This is a genomic window from Bradyrhizobium sp. 192 (assembly GCF_023100965.1).
In the GTDB taxonomy this organism is placed as follows: Bacteria; Pseudomonadota; Alphaproteobacteria; order Rhizobiales; family Xanthobacteraceae; genus Bradyrhizobium; species Bradyrhizobium symbiodeficiens.
Window position 1 is genome coordinate 993,356 of the sequence record NZ_CP064690.1, and the last position, 19,247, is coordinate 1,012,602.

General features: G+C 65.6%; 15 protein-coding genes. 10 read left to right on the forward strand and 5 right to left on the reverse strand.

The features are described from left to right. Positions 1-240: 240 nt before the first annotated feature. The 4 genes from IVB24_RS04585 to IVB24_RS04600 are packed head-to-tail and all read right to left on the reverse strand — an operon-like array spanning position 241 to position 5,778. Positions 241-978, reverse strand: a complete 738-nt coding sequence (locus IVB24_RS04585) for a response regulator (RefSeq protein WP_094976305.1) — start codon at positions 976-978, stop codon at positions 241-243. A gap of 4 nt (positions 979-982) precedes the next feature. After that, positions 983-2,728 carry a DUF3369 domain-containing protein gene (locus tag IVB24_RS04590; protein ID WP_094976306.1) on the reverse strand — a complete coding sequence of 582 codons (1,746 nt, stop codon included), beginning with the start codon at positions 2,726-2,728 and terminating at the stop codon, positions 983-985. Continuing rightward, complete coding sequence (locus IVB24_RS04595) at positions 2,698-4,776, reverse strand: HAMP domain-containing sensor histidine kinase (protein ID WP_247772183.1); 2,079 nt, start codon at positions 4,774-4,776, stop codon at positions 2,698-2,700. Before IVB24_RS04595 ends, IVB24_RS04590 begins: the two co-directional genes overlap by 31 nt. Positions 4,777-4,782: 6 nt before the next feature. Beyond that, positions 4,783-5,778 (reverse strand): TRAP transporter substrate-binding protein, encoded by a 996-nt coding sequence (locus tag IVB24_RS04600; RefSeq protein ID WP_247772184.1) that lies wholly within the window; start codon positions 5,776-5,778, stop codon positions 4,783-4,785. A gap of 197 nt (positions 5,779-5,975) precedes the next feature. On the opposite strand from IVB24_RS04600, the gene ugpB reads away from it, so the two are divergent. The 10 genes from ugpB to IVB24_RS04650 all read left to right on the forward strand — a co-directional run bounded on the left by ugpB (position 5,976) and on the right by IVB24_RS04650 (position 17,297). Then, positions 5,976-7,298: a sn-glycerol-3-phosphate ABC transporter substrate-binding protein UgpB gene (ugpB, locus tag IVB24_RS04605; protein ID WP_181956172.1), complete on the forward strand. Its 1,323-nt coding sequence runs from the start codon at positions 5,976-5,978 to the stop codon at positions 7,296-7,298. Positions 7,299-7,505: 207 nt separating this feature from the next. After that, complete coding sequence (locus tag IVB24_RS04610) at positions 7,506-8,465, forward strand: aminoglycoside 3'-phosphotransferase/choline kinase family protein (protein WP_247772185.1); 960 nt, start codon at positions 7,506-7,508, stop codon at positions 8,463-8,465. A gap of 375 nt (positions 8,466-8,840) precedes the next feature. Next, positions 8,841-10,463, forward strand: coding sequence for an ABC transporter substrate-binding protein (locus IVB24_RS04615; protein ID WP_094976308.1), 1,623 nt, complete (start codon positions 8,841-8,843; stop codon positions 10,461-10,463). Between the two features lie 116 nt (positions 10,464-10,579). Further along, positions 10,580-11,593: an ABC transporter permease gene (locus IVB24_RS04620; protein ID WP_166467797.1), complete on the forward strand. Its 1,014-nt coding sequence runs from the start codon at positions 10,580-10,582 to the stop codon at positions 11,591-11,593. A gap of 213 nt (positions 11,594-11,806) precedes the next feature. After that, positions 11,807-12,706: an ABC transporter permease gene (locus IVB24_RS04625; RefSeq protein ID WP_140481559.1), complete on the forward strand. Its 900-nt coding sequence runs from the start codon at positions 11,807-11,809 to the stop codon at positions 12,704-12,706. A gap of 94 nt (positions 12,707-12,800) precedes the next feature. Then, positions 12,801-14,582, forward strand: a complete 1,782-nt coding sequence (locus tag IVB24_RS04630) for an ABC transporter ATP-binding protein (RefSeq protein ID WP_247772186.1) — start codon at positions 12,801-12,803, stop codon at positions 14,580-14,582. Positions 14,583-14,594: 12 nt separating this feature from the next. Further along, entirely contained in the window at positions 14,595-14,774 is a 180-nt protein-coding gene (locus IVB24_RS04635; RefSeq protein WP_128930863.1) for a DUF4089 domain-containing protein, read from the forward strand. 7 nt (positions 14,775-14,781) lie between these two features. Then, positions 14,782-16,176, forward strand: a complete 1,395-nt coding sequence (locus IVB24_RS04640) for an AtzE family amidohydrolase (RefSeq protein WP_247772187.1) — start codon at positions 14,782-14,784, stop codon at positions 16,174-16,176. A gap of 1 nt (position 16,177) precedes the next feature. Next, a complete protein-coding gene (hpxZ, locus tag IVB24_RS04645; RefSeq protein WP_094976312.1) occupies positions 16,178-16,570 on the forward strand; it encodes an oxalurate catabolism protein HpxZ in 393 nt (130 codons plus the stop codon). 4 nt (positions 16,571-16,574) lie between these two features. Then, positions 16,575-17,297, forward strand: a complete 723-nt coding sequence (locus tag IVB24_RS04650; RefSeq protein ID WP_162308798.1) for a GntR family transcriptional regulator — start codon at positions 16,575-16,577, stop codon at positions 17,295-17,297. Positions 17,298-17,385: 88 nt separating this feature from the next. On the opposite strand, the gene atzF is transcribed toward IVB24_RS04650, so the two are convergent. After that, a complete protein-coding gene (atzF, locus tag IVB24_RS04655) occupies positions 17,386-19,200 on the reverse strand; it encodes an allophanate hydrolase (protein WP_247772188.1) in 1,815 nt (604 codons plus the stop codon). Between the last annotated feature and the right edge of the window lie 47 nt (positions 19,201-19,247).

Sequence of the window (19,247 nt, forward strand, 5' to 3'; positions counted from 1 at the left end):
TGAACCGCCGGGAACGAATTTTTGGGTTGGGCGTTCGGTCGCGCCAGGCACTCTCCTGTCGTCCCGGGCGCGAAGCGAGCCCGGGACCCATAATCCCAGGGAGCAGTTTGACGAAGACTCGGAGCTACCAGCTCGGCGTCATCACCACACTCTGTGGTTATGGATCCTCAGATGCGCAATTCCGCATCATAGCTCGCGCTGTGCGCGCCCCGGGATGACAGCTGTAATTGCCGCCCGCCTTTAAGCCTTCTCGCCAGCGGGCGAGAACAGATAGCCGCCGCCGCGGATGGTGCGGATCACGGCGGGCTTGGCGGGATCCGGCTCGATCTTGCGGCGGATGCGCATGATGCGGAGATCCACCGCGCGGTCGAAGGCTTCGGCGTCGCGCGCATTGGCGAGTTCGAGCAGCCGCTCGCGCGACAGCACGCGCTTCGGATTGGCCGCGAACACCTTCAGGAGCCCGAACTCGGACGCGGTCAGCGGATGCTCGTTGCCCTCGTCGTCGCGCAAGGCCTGGGCTTCGAGGTCGAGCCATTTGGTGCCGAAGCGCACCAGCTGCTCCTTGTCCGACTTTGCGGCTGCAGCTTCGGGCGCCGCGGCCCTGGCGGGCACGCTCCTGCGCAGCACCGAGCGGATGCGCGCCATCAGCTCGCGCAGCTCGCAGGGCTTTGCCACGTAATCGTCGGCGCCAAGCTCCAGCCCCACCACGCGATCGATCGGGCTCGCGGTTGCCGTCAGCATGATGACGGGCACGTTGATGCGGCTCTTGAGGTCGCGGATGATCGAGAGGCCGTCTTCCTCGGGCATGTTGAGGTCGAGCACGACGAGGTCGGGCATGCGGCCCTGGATCGCTGCGCGAAGCGACTTGCCGCCGTCGCACAGCGTCACGGCGAAGCCGTGCATCTTGAGATAATCGCCGACCATCTCCCGGGCGGGGGCTTCATCGTCGACGATCATGATGTGCTGGCTTTGGGTCATGGCTTCACGGCAGTTCGGTCGCGGGGAGGGTGATGGTGAAGGTCGAGCCCTTGCCGGGGCCCTCGCTGTCGGCGGTCACCTCGCCGCCATGCATGTCGACGATGCGCTTGACGATGGAGAGGCCGAGGCCCGTCGAGCTTTCGCCGGCGGTCGGCTTGGCCGACAGCCGCTGGAACCGGCCGAACAGGCGGCCGAGATCCTCCGGCGACAGGCCGGCGCCCTCGTCGCTGACACGGACAATGGTCTCGCTGCCTTCGTGGCTGACGACCACGTCGATCCTGCCGCCGATCGGCGAGTATTTGATGGCGTTGCTGATGAGGTTGTCGATGGCCTCGCGGATGCGGTCGGTGTCGCACATGGTGACGATGTTGGGCGGCGCGGTGACGCCGATCGCCTGCTGCTTGTTGACGGCGAGCGGCTGGTTGGCCTCGGCGACCTCCTTGACCAAAGCGGCGACGTCGACCGGCTCGCGGCGGATGGTGATGTCGAAGGCGTCGGCCATCGCGTCCGAGATCAGATGATCGACCATCGTGGTCAGGCGCTTGGTGGCGTCGCGGATGTGGTCGACCTGGGCGACCACGCCGCTTTCCGAGGCGCCGGTCGAGATCAGCTCCTTCAGCATCTCGGTGCGGCCGAGGATGACCCCGAGCGGGTTCTTCAGATCGTGCGCGACCGTGCCCAGGATCTCGTTCTTGAAGCCGTTGGCGCGCTGCAGCCGCAGCCATTGCGCCGACAGGCGGCGGTTGGCCTGCATCAAGGCGCGGGTACGCTGGGCGACGCGGTCCTCCAGCTGGGTGTTGGCGTCCTGGAGCTGCTGATAGAGGATGACGTTATCGAACGCGATCGATAGCCTGGAGGAGAAGATCTCGACCAGCGAGCGGTCGGTCTCGGACAGTTCGCGCTCGGCCTGCAGCAGCACCACCACCTCGCGGCCGCTTCCGGTGCGCAGATAGATCACGCTGCGGTGGTCGGCGAATTCGTTCTTGCGGCCCTGGAAGGCGGCTTCCACCATCGCGCGCAGATCGGGGTCGAGCGCCTTCGACGAGGTGGTGCCGATGAAGCGGCTGTAGCAGCCGCTGCCGGCGAGCACCGAGAGTTCGGGGTCGATGCCGCCATTGTCGCGCAAAACCAGGATACCGGCGCAATCGACGTTGAGCAGCGAGGCGAGCTGGGTCAGCACGCCCTCGGCGAGCCGCTGCATCGACTTGAAGTCGTACAGCGTCGAGGCCGCGTCGATGATGATCTCGAGCCCGCGCCTTGTCTGCAGCATGCGCTCGAGCTGCTGATAGGAGCGCAGCGCCGCGGTCAGCGAGGTGAACAGCTTGTCGGCGGTGAGCTCGGTCTTGGCCTTGTAGTCGTTGATGTCGTACTGCACGATCACGCGCCGTTCAGGCGCCTGGCCGGGCTGGCCGGTGCGCAGGATGATGCGCACGGTCTCGTTCTTGAGCTCGTTGCGGATGTATTCGACCAGCTCGAGGCCGGCGACGTCGGTCTCCATGATGACGTCGAGCAGCACCGCGGCGATGTCGTTGTGCGCGGCCATCAGCTTGCGGCCTTCGGCCGCGGAATGCGCCGACAGGATCTCCAGGCCCTGGCCGTTCAGGCTGTAATCCGAGAGGGCAAAACGGGTGCCGTCATGCACGGCCGGATCGTCGTCGATGACGGCGATCTTCCATTTCCGGGCGTTGGCATCCTCCGACGCGGTACCGGTATCGTCGATCAGGTGGAGGACATCGTCCTGTTCGGCCATTGAGAAGTCCCGTCACTTTCTGTGCTTTGCGCGCCGCCCTTGGCGACCCGGGGCATGATAATGCGAAAAGTGGTGCCTTGTCCCAGCTTGGATTCCAGCATCATGCGCCCGCCGAGCTGCTGGGTGACGAGGTTATAGACGATATGCAGGCCAAGTCCCGTACCGCCTTCATTGCGCCGGGTGGTAAAGAAAGGGTCAAAGGCCTGGCGCTGCACGTCGGGGGTCATGCCGGCCCCGTCGTCGGTGAAGATGATCTCGATGTCGTCGGCCCCGCGCGGCCGCGCCGAGATGATGATCGTGCCGGCGCGCCCGTCGGCGAAGGCATGGTTGGCGGCGTTGAGGAAGAGGTTGGTCAGGATCTGGCCATAGGAGCCGGGATAGCCGTCGAGCAGCAGCCCCTCGGGCACGTCGACTTGAAGCGTGATCGGCGAGCGCTTCAGCACTGGCCTCAAGCTCGCGATGATCTGGTCGGTGGCCTCGCTGAGGGAGAATTGCCGCCGCTCGGCATGCGAGCGGTCGACCGCGACCTGCTTGAACGACTGGATCAGCTCGCCGGCGCGCTGCAGATTGGCGACCAGCTGCTGCGAGGCGTCGCGAGAGGACTGCACGAACTCCTCCAGCTGCGAGCGGCGCAGGCCCCCGTCGCCCCTGAGCTGGGCCTCGAAGATCTCGCTGCGCCGGGCAAAGCTCGATGCCACCGTGAGGCTGATGCCGATCGGGTTGTTGACCTCGTGCGCGACGCCGGCGACGAGGCCGCCGAGCGCCGCCAGCCTCTCGGCATCGATCAAATTCTGCTGGGCGGTATTGAGCTCGAGCAGCGCGCTTTCGGCCTTCTCCTTGGACGCGCGCAGCTCGTCCTCGGTCTCGCGCTTCGCGATCGCGTTCTCGCGGAACACCTCGACCGCGCGCGCCATGGCGCCGACCTCGTCGCGGGCCTTGGTGCCCTGTACCTCGCGGCCGAGGTCGCCGAGCGTGATCGCGCGCATCGCGGTCAGGATCTGCTGCAGCGGCAGGCGGATCGACAGCGCGATCATCACGCCCGCGGTGAGGATGATGCCGAGGAAGATCACCGCGATCGTCAGCACCCGCCGGGAAATATCCGCCAGCGTGCGGTCGAAGGTCTCCTGCGCCTTCTGCTCGCGCTGGCGCATCTTGCCGGAGAGGTCGTCGATGGCGCCGATCGCCTCGGCCTGGCTGGCGTCGATGGTGTTGCGGAGCAGCTCGGTGCGGCTCGCAAGCTGCTCGGAGAGTTTCGCAAAGCCCTCGCGCAGCGCGGCGGTGCGGGCGCCGAGTCGCCGCAAGGCCATCTTCTGCAAATCGTTGTCGGCGAGATCGATCATCACGGGGATGGTCTTCTCGATCGTCTCGGTGTTGCGGCGCGCGTCGTCGGCTGCGCCCGTCGACAGCGACAGGTAATAGGAATTGGCCGCCACCAGCATCGCCGTGAAAGCCTCGCGGGATTTGCCGAGCGAAGGCCAGATCAGCGCGTCGCGATGGCCGGTGGCGCCTTCGATGATGGAATAGAGGCCGGCCATGTCGCGGGCAGGCCCCTGCACCTGCTCCTCATAGGTCTTCGCGATGGTCGCCTGCACGCTGCGCAGCTCGCCGAAGCCGTTGAGGAAGCGGTCGGTGGTGCGCTCCAGCTCCTCGACCGAGCCCGACAGCATCGGGTCCTTGGCGGCGCGGTTGGTCAGCGTGCCCAGCACCGCCTCGCGCAGCAGCAGGATCTCGGCGAACAGGTCTGGACTCGGCTGGTTGATGTAGCGGTGGATCAGGTTCTGCAGCCGCCCGGTCTCGCTTTCGAGCAGCGCCAGGATCCGGTCGGATTCGCGCACCTGACGCACGTCGTCCCAGGCCGAGCCCAGCACCTGCGCGCCGTTCCAGATCATCGCCACCAGCACCACCACCACGGCGGAATTCAGTGCCGCGATCGACAGGATGCGCCAGCGGATCGGCACCGCGCGCAGCACGCCGACGAGGCGCGCGCGCAGCCGTCCGACCGGGCCCGACGGCCGCTCTGCGTGCTCGCTGTGTCCAAGCCCGGTCAACAGGCCTCACTCCACCTTGCGAATGCGTTCGATCAGCGCGGCCGCGGCGGGATCGCGCGCCGCCTTGGCGTAGATCGGGACCATCGCGTCCTCGAACGGCTTGCGGTCGATATCCCTGACGATGGTGACGCCGGCTTCCTCCGCCTTGCGCTGCGACTGCTCCTCGAGGTCGCGCCATTTCTCGCGCATGAACCGGCTGGAGCGCTGCGCGGCCTCCCGGAAGATGGTCTGATCGTCTGGCGACAGGCTCCGCCAGGCCTTCAGCGAGATCACCAGCACCTCGGGGCTCATCGTGTGCTCGGTAAGCGTATAATGGCCGGCATGCTTGAAATGGTCCGTCGTCACGAAAGATGGCCAGTTGTTCTCGGCGCCGTCGACCAGATGGTTGGCGAGCCCGGTGAGGACCTGCCCATAGGGCATCTCGACGGGCTCGGCGCCGAGCGAGCGGATCATCTGGCTCATCAACTCCGACTGCTGCACCCGGATCCGCAATCCCTTGAGATCCGCGATGGACTTCACCGGCCGGACGCCGTTGTAGATCGACCGCGCCCCGGAATCGTAGAAGGCCAGCCCGACGAAGCCATAGGGCTCGAAACTATCGAGGATCTCGCTGCCGACGGGCCCGTCCAGCACCTTCTGCATGTGCTCGAAGGACCGAAACAGGAACGGCATGGCGAGCACGTTCATCGCCGGCACGAAATTGCCGATCAGCGCGACGTTGGTCCGGTTGAGGTCGATCGCACCGACCCGGGTCTGCTCGATGGTCTCCTTTTCCTCGCCGAGCTGGCGGGAGTGGAACACCTTGATCTCGTGGCGGCCGCCGCTGCGCTCGGCGATCAGGGCGCCCATGTAGCGCAGCGCCTGGACCGTCGGGTAATCCTCGGTCTGGGTATCGGCGGCGCGAAACTCGCGTGCACCGGCGCCCGTCATGCAGACGGCAAGCAGAAGCGCGACGAAGATCACCCCGGTCCGCGAGAGTTCGGCACGGTTCAGCACTGGCACACTCAACCCCTCAGTGATGGAGTCTATGGCGGGAGCAAAAGGTTCAATGCAATCTAGCAGATGGGAAGGACAAGGCTACCCGCTGCGGGCACGGCCGATTGTGCAGCGCGGCCGGGACGCATTGCCGGTTGAAACCGCACCGGAGGCGCCGTAAGCAGGGTCGCCGCCGGTTGGCGCTGGAAACGAGAAAAGCCATCGTGACGTCAGCATTGCGCCCCTTGTACCTCGCCATTCTTGCGGCGCTCTCCTTGGCAGCTCCTGCTCGCGCCACGACCGACATCGCCTGGTGGCACGCCATGTCCGGCGAACTCGGCCGCCAGCTCGGGAAGCTCGCCTCGGACTTCAACGCCTCGCAGTCCGACTACCGCATCGTGCCGGTTTACAAGGGCAACTACACCGAGACGGTGACTGCCGCGATCTTCGCCTTCCGCTCGCGCAGCCAGCCCGCCATCGTCCAGGTCAACGAGGTCGCCACCGCCACCATGACCGCGGCCAAGGGCGCGATCTATCCGGTGTTCAGCCTGATGCGGGACATGAACGAGCCGTTCTCGCTCGACGACTACCTGCCCGCCGTCTCCGGCTATTACACCGATGCGGCCGGCAATCTGCTGTCGTTCCCGTTCAATTCCTCGACGCCGATCCTCTATTACAACAAGACCATGTTCCGCGATGCGGGTCTCGATCCGGAGACGCCGCCGAAGACCTGGCCGGAACTGGGCGCGGCTGCAAAGCGCTTGCGCGACCGCGGTGCCGCGTGCGGCTTCACCACGTCCTGGCCGTCCTGGATCCATGTCGAGAATTTCTCCGCTTTCCATGATCTGCCGCTGGCGACGCGCGGCAACGGCTTTGCCGGGCTGGACGCGGAATTGACCATCAACAATCCGGTCGTGGTCAAGCACATCGCCCAGCTCGCCGAATGGCAAAAGACAAAATCGTTCGACTATGGCGGCCGCGGCCAAGCGGCCGAGCCGCGTTTCCAGAACGGCGAATGCGGCATCTTCATCGGCTCCTCGGCGACGCGCGCCGACATCAAGGCGAATTCGAAATTCGAGGTCGGCTACGGCATGATGCCATATTGGCCCGACGTGAAGGGCGCGCCGCAGAACTCGATCATCGGCGGCGCAACCCTGTGGGTGCTGCGCGACCGCCCGCGCGAGGAATACAAGGGCGTGGCGCGGTTCTTCGCCTATCTGGCGCAGCCCGGCGTGCAGGCCGCCTGGCACCAGAACACCGGATACTTGCCGATCACCCGCGCCGCCTCCGAGCTGACGCGCGCGCAGGGCTTTTACGAGCGCAATCCGGGCGCCGCGATCTCGTTCGAGGAGATCACGCTCAATCCGCCGACGGAGAACTCGAAAGGCATCCGGCTCGGCTCCTTCGTCCTGATCCGCGGCGCGATCGAGGACGAGCTGGAGCAGGCCTTCGCCGGGCAGAAGAGCGCGCAAGCCGCGCTCGATGCAGCGGTCGAGCGCGGCAACAAGATCTTGCGCCAGTTCGAGCGCGCCAGCCCGGATCGGTAGTGTGCTGCGATTGAACACCGCTGCAGCCGCGCGGGCCGTGCGCTCCCTCCCCCGCTTGCGGGGGAGGGGTGGGGAGAGGGTGTCTCCGCAATGGGACAATCCCCTAGAGGAAAGAACCCTCACCCGGCACTACGTGCCGACCTCTCCCGCAAACGGGAGAGGTGCACCGTCTCCTTGGCTCGGACTGAGCCAGCCAAAAGCAGCCGAATGACCATGGCTTCACCGCAAGAACTGCCAGCTTTCACCGACGCCGAAAGCTTCCGCGCCTTTCGCTTCGATCCCGCGCAATGGCTCCCGATCGCGCTCGACATCGCGCGCAGCCACGGCTTCGATACCAGCTCGCCGCATGTGTTCGCGACCGGCACCAATCTCGTGGTTGGCCTCGGCGACAAACTGATCCTGAAAATCTTCCCGCCGATGCTGCACGCACAATTCGTCTCCGAGCGCGGCTCGCTGACGCAGCTCGCCGGCCATCTCGATCTACCGATCCCCGAGATCGTCGCCGAGGGGACGCGCGACGGCTGGCCCTATCTCGTCATCACACGTCTCACAGGCACGCTCGGCTCGGACGTCTGGCCGCAATTGCCGGAAGACCAGAAAGAGCGGCTGCTGCGCCAGATCGGCGAGACCATCGCGAGCGTCCAGCGCGTCCCGCTCGGACCGCTCGCGAGCATCGAGCCGCGCTGGAACGATTTGATGCGTGCCCAGATGCAGGGCTGCAAGGCCAGGCACACCCGTCTCGGTCTCGCGCCGAAATTCCTCAAAGGCCTCGACGATCTGCTGCGCGACGCGGAAAAGCTCATTCCGAAGGATGCGCCGCCGGTCTTTCTGGTCGGCGAATACATTCCGGAGAACTTCCTGCTCGCCTGCGATGACGGCCAATGGTCGCTCGCCGGCCTGTTCGACTTCGGCGACGTGCTGGCGGGATGGCGCGAATACGATCTGCTCGGCCCCGGCGCGTTCATGGCGGCGGGCCGGCCGGGCAGGGTAAAGAGCCTGCTCGAAGGCTTTGGCTACGAGAAGCTCGAAACCACGCTCAAGCGCCGGCTGATGGCCCTGATGCTGCTGCACCGCGCCAGCGACCTCAACAGCCACATCTGCATCGAGGGCTGGCAGGAGCAGGCGGATGATCTGATCGAGTTGCAGGAGTTGATCTGGGCGGAGTGAGCGGGCGCGCTCCACCTCTCTTCGTCATTCCGGGGCGCCGCGCAGCGGCGAGCTATGGTGCGCAATTGCGCACCTGAAAATCCATTGTCCCGCGCACGCTGCCGCCCCCGATGGAGTCCGGGCTCGATGCTGCGCATCGGCCCGGAATGACATGATGCTTATTGGGAGGGCGCCCATCAAATGTCGCTTATTAAATGAGCAAATATGCATCTTTGTATGCAATTCCACGAGATCAAGGCGAAGGCCGCACGTGTGCAGAATCGATATTTCATGAGTGGATGCAGTATCTTAAACCGATTTCAAGCTCCCGTTAAGCCTTGGCACGAACCTTGCGAATCCGGTTCCAACCAAAAACGTCGTGTTGGAGCAATTGCCATGAAGCGCCGCGATTTCCTCAAGTCCGTTTCCGGATTGGCCGCCGGAGCGGCACTTCCGGCCATGCCGTCCGTGGTCTCCTCGGCCTATGCCGACGCCCGCTCGGAGACGCTGCTGATCGTCTCGGAAGGCGGCCCCAACAATCTCGACATCCACGGCGTCGGCACCAACGTGCCCGGCTATGAAGTGTCCTGGAATTGCTACGACCGGCTGATCAGCCACGAGATGAAGAGCGGCCCCGGCGGCGTGCCCTATTACGACCGCGACAAGTTCAAGGGCGAGCTCGCCGAGGAGTTCAAGATCGACGACAAGTCGGTCACCTTCAAGCTGCGCAAGAACGCCAAATTCCACGACGGCACGCCCGTGACCGCGAAGGACGTGAAGTGGTCGCTCGATCGCGCCGTCAGCGTCGGCGGCTTCCCGACCTTCCAGATGAGCGCGGGGTCTCTCACGAAGCCCGAGCAGTTCGTCGTCGTCGACGACCACACCGTGCGCGTCGACTTCCTGAAGAAGGACAGGCTGACGATCCCCGATCTCGCCGTGATCGTGCCCTGCATCGTCAATTCCGAGCTGGTGAAGAAGCACGCCAGCGAGAAGGATCCCTGGGGTCTCGAATACACCAAGCAGCAGACCGCGGGCTCCGGCGCCTACAAGGTGACGAAGTGGACCGCCGGCACCGAAGTCATCATGGAGCGCAACGACGACTGGGTCTGCGGTCCGCTGCCGAAGATCAAGCGCGTGATCTGGCGCATGGTGCCGCAGGCCGGCAACCGCCGCGCCCTGCTGGAGCGCGGCGACGCCGACATCTCCTACGAGCTGCCGAACAAGGACTTCCAGGAGATGAAGGCCAACGGCAAGCTCAACGTGGTGTCGCTGCCGTTCTCCAATGGTATCCAGTATATCGGCATGAACGTCACCAAGCCGCCCTTCGACAATCCGAAGGTGCGACAGGCGGTGGCCTACGCGCTGCCCTATCAGAAGATCATGGACGCGGTGATGTTCGGCCTCGCCAACCCGATGTTCGGCGCGCCGAAGGACAAGGCCACTGAAGTCGCCTGGCCGCAGCCGCACAAATACAACACCGACATCGAGAAGGCGAAGGCGTTGATGGCCGAAGCGGGCATGGCCAACGGCTTCGAGACCACGATCTCGTTCGACCTGAACTTCGCCGGCGTCAACGAGCCGCTCTGCGTGCTGGTACAGGAGAGCCTGGCCCAGATCGGAATCAAGACCACCATCAACAAGGTGCCCGGCGCCAACTGGCGCACCGAATTGAACAAGAAGGAGATGCCGCTCTTCACCAACGTGTTCTCGGGCTGGCTCGATTACCCCGAATACTTCTTCTACTGGTGCTATCACGGCAACAATTCCGTCTTCAACACCATGAGCTACAAGTCGGCGGAGATGGACAAGCTGATCGACGGCGCGCGCACCGCGGCAGCAAGCGGCGACACCGCCACCTACGACAAGGACGTGAAGGGCTTCGTCGATCTCGCCTTCACCGACATCCCGCGCATCCCGCTCTACCAGCCCTTCGTCAACGTCGCGATGCAGAAGAACATCAGCGGCTATCAATACTGGTTCCACCGCAGGCTGGATTACCGTGCGCTGGTGAAGGGGTGAGACCAGGCGAATAGGGAGTGGCGAGTGGCGAATAGGGGAGCAGGGACTATGACCGTCAGCCGCGAACGATCATTCGCCATTCGCCATTCGCTATTCGCCAGCGCGGAGCGCGGCGCATGCTGACCATGATCGGCAAGCGCCTGATGTTCGCGATTCCGTCGCTGATCGGCGTCGTCATCGTCACCTTCCTGCTGACGCGCGCGCTGCCGGGCGATCCCGCCGCCTACTTCGCCGGTCCCGCCGCGACCAAGGAGGCCGTCGAGCAAATCCGCAAGAAGCTCGGCCTCGACAAGCCGCTGATCGAGCAGTTCTTCCGCTACACCAACGATCTCGCCCACGGCGATTTCGGCAACTCGCTGACCACGGGCCAGCCGGTCGCGGCCGAGATCCGCAACCGCCTGCCGGCCTCCGCCGAGCTGACGCTGCTCGGGTTGATCGTCTCGGTCGTCATCGCCATTCCGCTCGGCGTGCTGGCGGCAACGCGGCCGGGATCATGGGTCGATCATTTATGTCGCATCACGACGACGGCCGGGGTCTCGCTACCAGTGTTCTTCACCGGCCTCGTGCTGGTCTATGTCTTCTATTTCCGACTCGGCTGGTCGCCGGCACCGCTCGGCCGCCTCGATGTGTTCTACAGCGCGCCGCCGACGGTGACGGGCTTCTATCTGATCGACACGCTGATCGCGCGCGACCTCGAGGCGTTCCGCTCGGCACTGAGTCAGCTCATTCTGCCGGCGACGACGCTTGCGATCTTCTCGCTGGCGCCGATCGCACGCATGACGCGCGCTTCGATGCTGGCGGTGCTGTCGTCGGAATTCGTCCGCACCGCCCGCGCCAGCGGCCTGTCGCCGGCGACCGTGATCGTCACCTACGCGTTTCGCAATGCCATGCTGCCTGTCATCACCACGCTCAGCATGGTGTTCTCGTTCCTGCTCGGAGCGAATGTGCTGGTCGAAAAAGTGTTCGCCTGGCCCGGCATCGGCTCCTATGCGGTGGAAGCGCTGATTTCGTCGGACTTCGCACCGGTGCAGGGCTTCGTGCTGACCATGGCGGTGATGTACGTGCTGCTCAATCTCGTGATTGACATTTTGTACGGCGTGATCGATCCGCGCGTCCGGTTGGAGGGCTGAACCAATGAGGTTTCGTCCGATGCAAACCCCATCGAGGGTGCGCCCCCTCTCCCGCTTGCGGGGGAGGGTTAGGGAGGGGGTATCTCCGCGGGCGAGGGTCCCGATGTGGAGAGAGCCCCCACCCGGCGCGTTGCGCCGACCTCCCCCGCAAGCGGGAGAGGTAAGGCTCCCCCGCGGCGTGCTGGTTCGGCCAAACAACATCCGGGTGATGTCATGAGCTCCGTTGCGCCTGCTGTTGAACCCGCCGGTCCCGCACGCACCTCGGGACTGACTGCGATCCTCGAACAGACCCGCTACGTGCTCGGCGAGAACAAGGTCACGGGCTTCGCCTTCGCGCTGCTGGTTCTGATCCTGGTCGCCGCGATCTTCGGCCCCTACGTCGTGCCCTACGATCCACTCGCCTCGGATACAGCTGCTGCTCTGAAGCCGCCGTCGGCCGCGCACTGGTTCGGCACCGACCAGCTCGGCCGTGACATTTTCAGCCGCGTCATCGTGGCAACTCGGCTCGACGCCTTTATCGCGGTCGCCTCCGTCGTGCTGGTGTTCCTGATGGGCGGCCTCGCCGGCATCGCGGCCGGCTATTTCGGCGGCTGGACCGATCGGATCGTCGGCCGCATCGCCGACACCATCATGGCCTTCCCGCTGTTCGTGCTGGCGATGGGCATCGTCGCCGCCCTCGGCAACACCGTGCAGAACATCATCCTCGCCACCGCCATCGTGAACTTCCCGCTCTATGCCCGCGTCGCGCGCGCCGAGGCCAATGTCCGCCGTAATGCCGGCTTCGTGCAGGCCGCGCGCCTCTCCGGCAACGGCGAATTCCGTATCCTCCTGGTGCATATCCTGCCGAACATCATGCCGATCATGATCGTGCAGATGTCTCTGACGATGGGATACGCCATCCTCAATGCCGCAGGCCTCTCTTTCATCGGCCTCGGCGTCCGCCCGCCGACCGCGGAGTGGGGCATCATGGTCGCCGAAGGCGCGGGCTTCATGGTCTCGGGCGAGTGGTGGATCGCGTTGTTCCCCGGGCTCGCGCTGATGATCGCGGTGTTCTGCTTCAACCTCCTCGGCGACGGCCTGCGCGACATCGTCGACCCCCAGCGGAGGACGTGATGGCAAATTTCCGTCCAAAATTCCTCAACGAATCCAATCCCGTTCTACTGTGCATGGGGTTGTTTTCGCACTTTTTGGGTGACGGGAGCCGTTCATGACCGCCCAGCCCTTGCTCGACGTCCAGGACCTCACCGTCGAATTCTCCACCCGCCGCGGCATCGTCAAAGCCGTGCAGCATGTCAGCATCTCCGTCGCCAAGGGCGAGACGCTCGCCATCGTCGGCGAGTCCGGCTCCGGCAAGTCGGTGACGTCCTATGCGGTGATGCGCATCCTCGACCGTGCCGGGCGGATCGCCGAGGGCTCGGTGATGTTCTCCGGCATCGACGTCAAGGCCGCGAGCGAAGACCAGATGCGCGATTTGCGCGGCCGCGAAGTCTCGATGATCTTCCAGAATCCGCGCGCGGCGCTGAACCCGATCCGGAAAGTGGGCGACCAGATCGAGGACGTGCTGCGCACCCATGTGCAGCAGGCCCAGGTCGCCGATCACGGCGAGAAGGCAATCGAGGCGCTGGAACAGGTCAAGATCGCCCGCCCGCGCGAGCGCTATCACGCCTATCCGTTCGAGCTGTCCGGCGGCATGTGCCAGCGCGTCGTCATCGCGCTCGCGCTGGCCTGCAATCCGCAACTGCTGATCGCGGACGAGCCGACCACCGGCCTCGACGTCACCACCCAGAAGGCGGTGATGGATTTGATCGTCGAGCTGACAAAACGCAAGGCGATGTCGACCATCCTGATCACACACGATCTCGGCCTCGCCGCCGCCTATTGCGATCGCGTGGTGGTGATGGAGAAGGGCCGCGTGGTCGAGACCGCCAAGGCCGCCGACATCTTTGCGAGCCCGCAGCACCCCTACACCAAGAAGCTGATGCGCGCGACGCCGCGGCTCGGTGTGAGCCTGCGGGATTTGCTGCCGGAGGAGGAGGGCGCTGCGCAGCCCTCAGCCGTCATGGCCGGGCCTGACCCGGCCATCCATCACACTTTGCAAAACCCCTCTCTTTCGATGGACCCCCGGGTCAAGCCCGGGGGGGACGAGAATTCAAAGCCCCTCCTCCTCATCGAAAAGCTCGTGAAGGAATACCCCCGCCAAGGGGCCACCGCCACGCTCGGAAAGTTGTTCGGCCGCAAGCCACCGCTGGAGCCCGACGTGTTCCGCGCGGTGGATGGCATCAGCTTCTCGATCGGTCACGGCGAGAGCGTCGGCCTGGTCGGCGAATCCGGCTGCGGCAAATCGACCACGTCGATGATGGTGATGCGGCTGCTCGACCAGACCTCCGGCCTGATCCAGTTCGACGGAGAGGACATCGGCGCTATCCAGCCTGCGTCGTTCGCCCGGCTGCCGCAGCGCAGCCGCATCCAGATGGTGTTCCAGGACCCGACCGACAGCCTCAACCCGCGCTTCACCGCCGCGCGTGCGATCGCCGATCCGATCATGCAACTGAGCGACATCAGCGGCCGCGATGCGCTCCGCGCCCGCTGCGAGGAGCTGGCCACCATGGTCGGCCTGCCGCACAATCTGCTGGATCGCTTCCCGCACCAGCTCTCCGGCGGGCAGAAGGCCCGCGTCGGCATCGCCCGCGCCATCGCGCTGCATCCGAAGCTGGTGATCCTGGACGAGCCGACCGCGGCGCTGGACGTCTCGGTGCAGGCGGTCGTGCTGAACCTGCTGCAGGACCTGAAAGCACGGCTAGGTATGAGCTATCTGTTCGTCTCGCATGATTTGAACGTAGTGCGCTTGTTGTGCGATCGTGTCATTGTGATGCGGACGGGTCGAATCGTCGAGGAAGGCTCTTCCGAGCAGGTCTTGAGCGATCCGCAGGACGACTACACCAAGGAGCTGCTGACGGCGATCCCGCATCCGCCGTTGCAGGTGCATTAAGCCGAGAGAGTGATGGCCGAACCGCTGGACGATTATATCGACGCCGTATCGAAAGCGCTGGCGCTGCCGGTCGAGGAGGCCTGGAGGCCCGCGGTGCGTGCCAATCTCGAAGTGTCGCTGCGGCTCGGCCGCCTGGTCGACGAATTCGCGCTGCCGGACGAGACCGAGCCGGCGCCGATCTTCACCGCCTGATGCTGCCATGACCAGCAAGCCAGAGATGACGGCCGCCGAAATCGCGAAGGCGGTGGCGGGTGGCAAGATGTCCGCGCTCGATGCGACCGAAGCCGCTCTCGCGCGCATCAAGCAGCACGACGGCATCCTCAATTCCTTCACCGACGTCACCGCCGACCGCGCCCGCGCCAAGGCACGTGCGATCGATGCCGATATCGCCGCCGGCAAGGATGTCGGCCCGCTTGCCGGCGTTCCCTTCGCGGTGAAGAACCTGTTTGACGTCGCCGGGCTTCCGACGCGCGCAGGCTCGAAGATCAACCGCGATCGCGCGCCCGCAGCGCGCGATGCGACGCTGATCGAGCGCATGGAAGCCGCCGGCGCCGTCCTGGTCGGCGCGCTCAACATGGGCGAATACGCCTACGACTTCACCGGCGAGAACGTCCATGACGGCCCCTCGCGCAATCCGCACGACACCACGCGAATGACCGGCGGCTCGTCTGGCGGCTCGGGCAGTGCCGTCGGCGGCGCGCTGGTGCCGATCGCGCTTGGCTCGGACACCAATGGTTCGATCCGCGTGCCGTCCTCGTTCTGCGGCATCTTCGGTCTGAAGCCGACCTATGGCCGGCTGTCGCGCGCGCGCTCGTTTCCTTTCGTGGCGAGCCTCGATCATCTCGGTCCGTTCGCGCGCTCCGTCGCCGATCTCGCACTCGCCTATGATGCGATGCAGGGCCCGGACGCGGAGGACAGCGCCTGCACGATGCGCGGGCTGGAGCCGACGCTGCCGCTGATCGCCAATCCGGTCTCGGATCTGCGCATCGCCGTCGCCGGCGGGTATTTCCAGAAGAACGTGTTTCCGGAAGCGGTCGAGGCCGTCAGCCGTGTCGCCAGGGCGCTCGGCGCGACGAAGGTGGTCGACATTCCCGAAGCTGCGCGCGCACGCGCGGCGGCTTATGTCATCTCCACCACCGAAGGCGCCTCGCTGCATCTCGATCGCCTGCGCCAGCGCGCGAACGACTTCGATCCGGCCGTGCGCGACCGGCTGATCGCGGGCGCCATGGTGCCGGCAGCGCTGGTCGACCGCGCGCAGAAATTCCGCCGCTGGTATCGCGCCGAGCTCGCCGAGATCTTCAGGTCGGTCGACGTGCTGCTCGCGCCGGCGACGCCCTGCACCGCGCCGAAACTCGGCCAGGTGAATTTCAACCTCGACGGCGTCGAGCTGCCGGTGCGTGCCAATATCGGCATCCACACCCAGCCGATCTCCTTCATCGGTTTGCCGGTGGTCGCTGTCCCGGTGCCGCTCGAGCCGCTGCCGATCGGCGTGCAGATCATCGCGGCGCCCTGGCGCGAAGACATCGCGCTCCGCGTCGCGCACGCCTTGGAAAAGATGGGCGTAGCCGCTGCGCCGTCGCCGAGAGGAATCTGACATGGAGATCGATCTCCCCGAGGTGATCGCGGAAGTCAAAGCCGCATTCGACCGCTATGAGCAGGCGCTCATCACCAATGACGTCGCCGTGCTCGGCGAGCTCTTCCGCAACGATCCCCGCACGCTGCGCTACGGCATCGGCGAGAACCTCTACGGCTATGAGGCGATCAACGGCTTCCGCGCCGCGCGCTCGCCGGTCGGCCTCAATCGCCGCACCGCAAAGACCGTCATCTCCAGCTATGGCCGCGACACGGCCGTTGCCTCCACTTTGTTCTATCGCGATACGGCGCCCGGCAAGGTCGGCCGGCAGATGCAGACCTGGATTCGCTTCCCGGAGGGCTGGCGCGTCGTCGCCGCCCATGTCAGCATCATCGACGAGCCGAAAGAGACCTGACCGTATGACGCTTGACGACTTTCCGCCCGGAACATTGCCGGCTGAGCCGGTGGTGCCGCGCGTCGACCGGGCCTCGCCATCGGTGCAGAAGGTCACGCGCGCCGAAGAGTTGCGCCTGCAGCTCGCCGACGAGATCGTGCGCGGCACCCTGGCTCCCGGCTCGCCGCTGGACGAGACCGACATCGCGCGCCGCTTCAGCGTGTCGCGGACGCCGGTGCGCGAGGCGTTGCGCCAGCTGGTGGCGAGCGGCCTCGTCGAGGCGCGTGCCCATCGCGGCGCGGTGGTGGCGCAGCCCTCGGTCGAGCGTCTGACGAGCATGTTCGAGGCGATGGCCGAGCTCGAGGCGATGTGCGCAGGTCTTGCCGCCGAACGCATGTCGGCGGCCGAGCGCCACGGTCTGGAGGCCGTGCACGAGGAGTTGAGGGTGCTGAGCTACGCGGGCAATCCCGAGCGTTTCCACGAGGTCAACGAGCGCTTCCACAACGCGATCTACGCGGGATCTCAGAATGGCTACATCGCCGAGATCACGCTGGCGACGCGGGTGCGCGTGCAGCCGTTCCGCCGCGCCCAGTTCCGCAATCTCGGCCGTCTCGCCAAATCGCAAGCCGAGCACGACCGCGTCGTCGTCGCCATCATGCGCGGCGACAAGCAGGGTGCCGCCGCTGCGATGCGCGCGCATATCGAGCTGGTGCGCGGGGAGTACGAGATCTACGCGGTGTCGGTGTGAAGTCGTAGGGTGGGTTAGCCGAAGGCGTAACCCACCACTTCTGTCTCCGCGGAAACTAAAGAGGTGGGTTACGCTGAGCTAACCCACTCTACGAGACCTGCTTTGTTGCAGCTTCCGCCATGAATTTCCGCCAGCCGCCATACCCCGTGATGTCCCGCGCCTCGCCCAGCACCTCGGGCTCGACGAGAAATCCCTTCACGCTGCGGCCATCGGCGAGGCGCACCGTGCCGATCGCCATCGGCGCGGGGATCGCGTTGACGAACTTGCCGAACGCGGAGGACGACAGCGACCAGACCTCCAGCTCGATCGACGCCCCGTGCCCGGCCGCAACCCGCAGCATGCCCGGCTTCGGCGGCGTGGTCTTGAGCGCGTAGAGCTTGTAGTCGGGCGTGGTCTTCGTCGCCTCGATCAACTTCGCGTTCAACGCCGTCAATTCACCGTTCAACGCCATGCCAGAGAGATGTGCACCGACGACCGCGATCGGGATCTCGTCGCCGCCACTTGCCGGCAAGGGCGGCAGCGGTGCTTGCGCCGTGCCCTTCGCGCCGAGGCTCAACTTTGTATCCGCATGAAAGACCCGGCCGATGCTCGCCAGCAGCGCGTCATGTCCCGCGGGCGCGAGCAGCGTGATGCCGAACGGGATGCCGTCGCCGCGCATTTCTGCCGGCAGAGCGAGGCCGCAGAGGTCGAGCAGGTTGACGAAATTGGTGTAGGTGCCGAGCCGGCTGTTGAGCTCGATCGGATTGGCGAGCACCTGCGCGGTCGTATAGGCGGTCGGCGCCGTCGGCAGCACCAGCGCGTCGATATTGGCAAAGGTGCGCTCGGCAATCTTGCGCAGGCCCTGCAGGCGGTAGAGCGCCGAGAACGTATCCGCTGCGGTGAGCCGCGCTCCCGCGGCGGTGATCTCGCGCGTCACGGGGTGAATCGAATCGGGCGCGGACGCCAGCAGATCCTTGATCACGAGATAGCGCTCGGCGACCCAGGGACCCTCATAGAGCAGTCGCGCCGTCTCATAGAACGGCTCGAGGTCGAATTCGACCAGCGTCGCGCCGAGCGCAGTCCAGCGCTTCAACGCATCGGCGTAGGCGGCTTCCGCCTTCTTGTCGCCGAAGAAGATCAGTTGACCCTTGCGCGGCACGCCGAGCCGCAAGCCTGCCGGGAACGGCGTGATAGCGCCCAGCGGCCGGTCGCGTGAGAACGGATCGGCTGCGTCCGGCCCGGCCATCACGGACAGCGCCAGCGCCGCGTCGTCGACCGTCAGGGCGAAGACCGAGATGCAATCGAGCGTGCGGCAGGCCGGCACCAGCCCGGCATTCGAGATCATGCCGAGGCTCGGCTTCAGCCCGACGATGTTGTTGAGCATCGCCGGCACGCGGCCCGAGCCGGCGGTGTCGGTGCCGAGCGATAGCGGCACGAGGCCGGCGCCGACGGCGACGGCGGAGCCCGAGCTGGAGCCGCCGGGAATGAGATCCTCGCGGATCGAATTTCTGGGGATGCCATAGGGCGAGCGCACGCCGACGAGACCGGTCGCGAACTGGTCGAGATTGGTCTTGCCGATGATGATCGCGCCGGCCACGCGCAACCGCGCCACCGCCGTCGAATCGTGTGTGGGCGTAAAGGAGAAGGCGGGGCAGGCCGCCGTGGTCGGAAAGCCCAGCGCGTCGATATTGTCCTTCACCGCGACAGGCACGCCGTGGAGCGGCAGGTTGTCGGCGTCCTTCGTCGCAAGCCTCTTGGCCTCCGCGATCGCATCCTTTTCGTCGCGCAGGCTGATGAAGATGGCGGGATCATCATGGTCGCGGATGCGCTGATAGGTCCGCGCGATCGTCTCTGCCGGCGTCAACGTGCCCGCGCGATGCGCGGCCACGATCGCGGCGATCGTTTCAGGCTGCTCAGCCCTCATGGCGACAAAACTCCGGCAATCTGTCTTCGCCCGGAGCGAAGCAAGCG

What these genes read in the sequence shown, in the direction of transcription:
- IVB24_RS04585 (WP_094976305.1), bottom strand. Translation starts at nt 978, where the DNA reads ATGACCCAAAGCCAGCACATCATGATCGTCGACGATGAAGCCCCCGCC.
- IVB24_RS04590 (WP_094976306.1), bottom strand. Translation starts at nt 2,728, where the DNA reads ATGGCCGAACAGGACGATGTCCTCCACCTGATCGACGATACCGGTACC.
- IVB24_RS04610 (WP_247772185.1), top strand. Translation starts at nt 7,506, where the DNA reads ATGACCATGGCTTCACCGCAAGAACTGCCAGCTTTCACCGACGCCGAA.
- IVB24_RS04615 (WP_094976308.1), top strand. Translation starts at nt 8,841, where the DNA reads ATGAAGCGCCGCGATTTCCTCAAGTCCGTTTCCGGATTGGCCGCCGGA.
- IVB24_RS04620 (WP_166467797.1), top strand. Translation starts at nt 10,580, where the DNA reads ATGCTGACCATGATCGGCAAGCGCCTGATGTTCGCGATTCCGTCGCTG.
- IVB24_RS04625 (WP_140481559.1), top strand. Translation starts at nt 11,807, where the DNA reads ATGAGCTCCGTTGCGCCTGCTGTTGAACCCGCCGGTCCCGCACGCACC.
- IVB24_RS04630 (WP_247772186.1), top strand. Translation starts at nt 12,801, where the DNA reads ATGACCGCCCAGCCCTTGCTCGACGTCCAGGACCTCACCGTCGAATTC.
- IVB24_RS04635 (WP_128930863.1), top strand. Translation starts at nt 14,595, where the DNA reads ATGGCCGAACCGCTGGACGATTATATCGACGCCGTATCGAAAGCGCTG.
- IVB24_RS04640 (WP_247772187.1), top strand. Translation starts at nt 14,782, where the DNA reads ATGACCAGCAAGCCAGAGATGACGGCCGCCGAAATCGCGAAGGCGGTG.
- hpxZ (WP_094976312.1), top strand. Translation starts at nt 16,178, where the DNA reads ATGGAGATCGATCTCCCCGAGGTGATCGCGGAAGTCAAAGCCGCATTC.
- IVB24_RS04650 (WP_162308798.1), top strand. Translation starts at nt 16,575, where the DNA reads ATGACGCTTGACGACTTTCCGCCCGGAACATTGCCGGCTGAGCCGGTG.
- atzF (WP_247772188.1), bottom strand. Translation starts at nt 19,200, where the DNA reads ATGAGGGCTGAGCAGCCTGAAACGATCGCCGCGATCGTGGCCGCGCAT.